The sequence below is a fragment of the Vibrio sp. genome, assembly GCF_984391705.1.
This window is the reverse complement of sequence record NZ_CFHWOM010000121.1, coordinates 1-3,382: the sequence shown is the minus strand read 5'-3', so window position 1 is coordinate 3,382 and position 3,382 is coordinate 1. Positions and strand designations below refer to the sequence as shown.

Below are 3,382 nucleotides of genomic sequence, written 5' to 3'. Positions count from 1 at the left end.
GTTGCTTTCGGAAAGTATATTCTCATCGGAGTGTGTTTAAGGAAAATCGCTTGTAGCTATCCTATTGATAGCCATTTCCTATTTCACTTGATAGGTAATTTCGATGTAAAGGGGCCGTTTGAAAGGTTTGATTGAAGAAACCCAGCCCGCGACCAGGCGAGCTGGGTTTGGTACTTACTTAATCGCTGTGCAGAAACTCACATCAGCGTGCTGAGTTTGAGGATCGTAGCTGTGGTAAAGCTCGAAGCAAGGGCGGCAGTCATTTTCGATTCCTGATTCAATCACCTTACTCATTAAATCATCCCAAGCTTTTGAGTATTGATTGTGTTCAGTTATGTTCTGACGCATCACTGCATATTGCCCTCCAGGGAAGTCTTGCAGTTCAATACCGTTTGGCACTTCTGTATCGTCAGGCACCATCAAGCAGATGTCGGTACGGCACTTCTCGTTTGGAGTGATTTCTGGGTTGTCATGGTAGATGAAGATGCATGTATTGCCGGCTAGGCCTTTCATTCCTGCCCATTGATACAATCGACCACTTGGCTCTTCGTATCCTTCTCCGTAAGGGCCTGTCACTCGAACATACGCCAGTTTACTTGCTGTAAAGTTTTGGGTTTCCATTGTGCTGCTCCATGTTGTTGGTGTAGAGCCAGTATATGGAGCACTTGAGTCAACTTCGTTTCCATTCTTGCGCAAGGTGTGTCCAATCTTGCTGTTTCGAGCCAGCAAGGAAAACTCTTGGTAGTTTTCACAGTCACGAAATGCGGTTGGCGTAACGCCAAAATGCTGCTTGAACGCTTTCGCTAGGCTTTGTGAGCTTGAAAAGCCATATTCGAGAGCAATATTTAACACTGGCTGCTTTGACTTAAACAGCTCGTCTGCTGCCGCTTCTAAGCGGAGCCGACGGATGAAATCAGCCAACGTTTCTCCTTGTACCGCTTTGAATGTGCGGTGAAAGTGATACGGAGATAGGTTCGCCAGCGAAGCGACTTCAGGCAGGTTAAGTGGCTCATTGAAGTTTTTCTCTAAGTAGCGAATAACAGGCAACAATCTTTTTTGGTAATCAACGCGCATTGGTTAGCTCATCCTTGCTTGATTTGGTCAAAGCCTACCGAATTGAATCAATGTTTCAAGGCGAGTCGTTGAGAAATGCGTGGCGCGTGCTAGCCAATTCCGTCACACTTTATGGGTGTACTTAGATGGACTCACTAGGATTATCATGATCGCTTGGAAAAAATCTCTACCAGGATTCGAATGGCTTGTTCATCAAGTGTGGTATTTAGAAGTTGGTTCGCAAGAAGAGATAGATCCTAAACCCAACCTTATTCCCAACCCTAGAGCGCACTTGTTATTGACGCCAAGTGAACAAGCTTATTGCTATGACAATGGATCTAAAGCTTTAAGTGGATGGGGGAGCCATCTTTTGACGGCAAACGAGCATTTGCTGCTTTTAGAAGACTCGCCGCCGATCAAACGTATCGGTATTACTTTTCGCCCTGAGGGCGTATATGCCATTCAACATGCGCTCAATATCGAAGCTGAAAGTAGTGGGATCAACCAGTGTGCGTGGTTTGAGTGGTTAACACCGTGGTTTGGTGACGCGTTTCAACAAGTATTGTGGCAACAAGGCTCACAAGAATCGTTATTGAGATACATACAGAACTATTTCGATTCACTTGAACTGGAGCAGTGTAGAACCAAGCCATTTCTTACTTCACAAAAGGCGATATCCATTATCGATAAACATGCCGTGAGTTGCCCTGATGTGGCAATGGATATCGAGGACATTGCTAGGCTGTGTGCGTGCTCTCGAAGGACTTTAGAGCGTAGCTTTAAGCACATTGTTGGGTTGAGTGTTAAGCGTTACCAACAAATGGCACGCTTAGAGCAGATGATTTTGGCGCTCTACAAACAAGAAGGGAGTATAGATTGGGCGAACTTTTCTCAGCAATTTGGTTTTACGGATCAATCTCACTTGATCCGTACACTGAAACAGCAATTAAGAAAAACGCCGAATAAATATTTACAAAAGCGCGATCTAACCATTGATGTATATGGCGACTTTGAGTAACAGGTGCTTTCTTTTCACTCGATCATTTGTCGCAAATGTCCAATTATCCGCGTGTTTGTTGAGCTAAGATGCTGGGCAGATAACGAGGTAACACATGTCATATCAAACATTAAAGCAAGGCCAAGCTACTCCATTTAATGAATCGTTGAACATTCAACTTATTCAAGCGTCTGATCTGAAAGATATTATCGAGATGCTGAACGATGGCAAGGTCAATCAGTATCTGTTTTTCGCTCCAGCTGACAATAGCCTGTATGAGGGTTTCTTTGGCCCTATTATTGAAAACACAGCACAAGCGATCAAAGACGGTGTTTGGCCAGATAGTCCAACATTCGTGATTCGCGACCAGCAAGGTCAGTACATGGGAATGTGCGCGGTTACATCGGTGATGTTCTTAGCGGGTAATTACGAGGTAGGTTATCAGCTACCAGTTTGTGCCTGGGGCAAAGGTGTTGCCACCCGTGCTTGCCAAATGATGACCGAGATTGGTTTTACTGAGCTAAACGCCCATAAAGTGAGTGCAGACTGCTATGCCTCTAATCTGGGTTCATACAAAACGTTAGAGAAATGCGGCTTTATTCAAGAAGGGCGTCAGAAAGACTACTACAAACTAGAGCAAGGGTTTGACGACAAGCTTTACTACGGTATGACCGTAGAACAGTTCTCGTCTTTAAATCGCTGATAATTGTTAAAAAAAGCCGTTAACCCAATTTCTCGGGCTAACGGCTTTTGATACTCAGTACTAAACGGTGGCGACTTAGTTGCCTTGGTTTTGGCTCTGAAGTTTCTCTTTTGCTTCTTCAACTTTAGAGAAGTCTAAGCCTAGCTCGTCGACGGCTTCTTTGATTAACGCAGGGTTTTGCATCACTTGCGCCATCAACATCTGTAATTTGTCTTGTGGCAGACCTAGTTGACTGATTGTTGCCATAGCTGCAAGCGGGTTTTGCGTCAGAGTTTGGAAGATTTCGTTGATCTGCTCATCGCTGATGTTGTTCTCTTTCAGCAGTGCAATAATCGGGTTCATCGTATTTCCTTTTCAATCAATGGATGACTTTGCGCTGAGTTTACCACTTGGCAGCTGGTGTTTGCACTAGCTACTCTAGTCAAAATGGTTCAATTGCATCACGGCTTAGTATCCCGTTAGTTCCATGTAACCAGTCCCAGAATGAGAGCCCTCAATACGTACTGGGCCTTCCCAATAAGGCACAGAAAGCGGCATTTTTGCGTTCGGGTTGAGTGCAGAAACGGTAAGTTCAATTTGCTGGTTAGGAATCGATACTTGCCACTGGGTTGGATAATTGTGGCCTTGGA

The 3,382-nt window shown here is 44.7% G+C and carries 5 protein-coding genes; 2 read left to right on the top strand and 3 right to left on the bottom strand.

The window, feature by feature from the left end; all coding sequences use genetic code 11:
* Positions 1-174: 174 nt before the first annotated feature.
* Positions 175-1,074 (bottom strand): AraC family transcriptional regulator, encoded by a 900-nt coding sequence (locus tag AC4MRV_RS21715; protein WP_491189352.1) that lies wholly within the window; start codon positions 1,072-1,074, stop codon positions 175-177.
* Positions 1,075-1,219: 145 nt separating this feature from the next.
* Here AC4MRV_RS21715 and AC4MRV_RS21710 point away from each other — a divergent pair, with 145 nt between their 5' ends.
* Both AC4MRV_RS21710 and AC4MRV_RS21705 read left to right on the top strand, forming a co-directional pair.
* Positions 1,220-2,071 carry a helix-turn-helix domain-containing protein gene (locus AC4MRV_RS21710; protein ID WP_491189351.1) on the top strand — a complete coding sequence of 284 codons (852 nt, stop codon included), beginning with the start codon at positions 1,220-1,222 and terminating at the stop codon, positions 2,069-2,071.
* Positions 2,072-2,165: 94 nt separating this feature from the next.
* Positions 2,166-2,753, top strand: a complete 588-nt coding sequence (locus AC4MRV_RS21705) for a GNAT family N-acetyltransferase (protein WP_491189350.1) — start codon at positions 2,166-2,168, stop codon at positions 2,751-2,753.
* 75 nt (positions 2,754-2,828) lie between these two features.
* On the opposite strand, the gene AC4MRV_RS21700 is transcribed toward AC4MRV_RS21705, so the two are convergent.
* Entirely contained in the window at positions 2,829-3,095 is a 267-nt protein-coding gene (locus AC4MRV_RS21700; protein ID WP_004746427.1) for a DUF2999 family protein, read from the bottom strand.
* 105 nt (positions 3,096-3,200) lie between these two features.
* A partial coding sequence (locus AC4MRV_RS21695; protein ID WP_491189349.1) for a lipocalin-like domain-containing protein occupies positions 3,201-3,382 on the bottom strand: 182 nt, incomplete at its 5' end.

Bases quoted from the DNA above. Each gene is read 5' to 3' on its own strand.
- AC4MRV_RS21715 (WP_491189352.1), bottom strand. From the start codon at position 1,074: ATGCGCGTTGATTACCAAAAAAGATTGTTGCCTGTTATTCGCTACTTA.
- AC4MRV_RS21710 (WP_491189351.1), top strand. From the start codon at position 1,220: ATGATCGCTTGGAAAAAATCTCTACCAGGATTCGAATGGCTTGTTCAT.
- AC4MRV_RS21705 (WP_491189350.1), top strand. From the start codon at position 2,166: ATGTCATATCAAACATTAAAGCAAGGCCAAGCTACTCCATTTAATGAA.
- AC4MRV_RS21700 (WP_004746427.1), bottom strand. From the start codon at position 3,095: ATGAACCCGATTATTGCACTGCTGAAAGAGAACAACATCAGCGATGAG.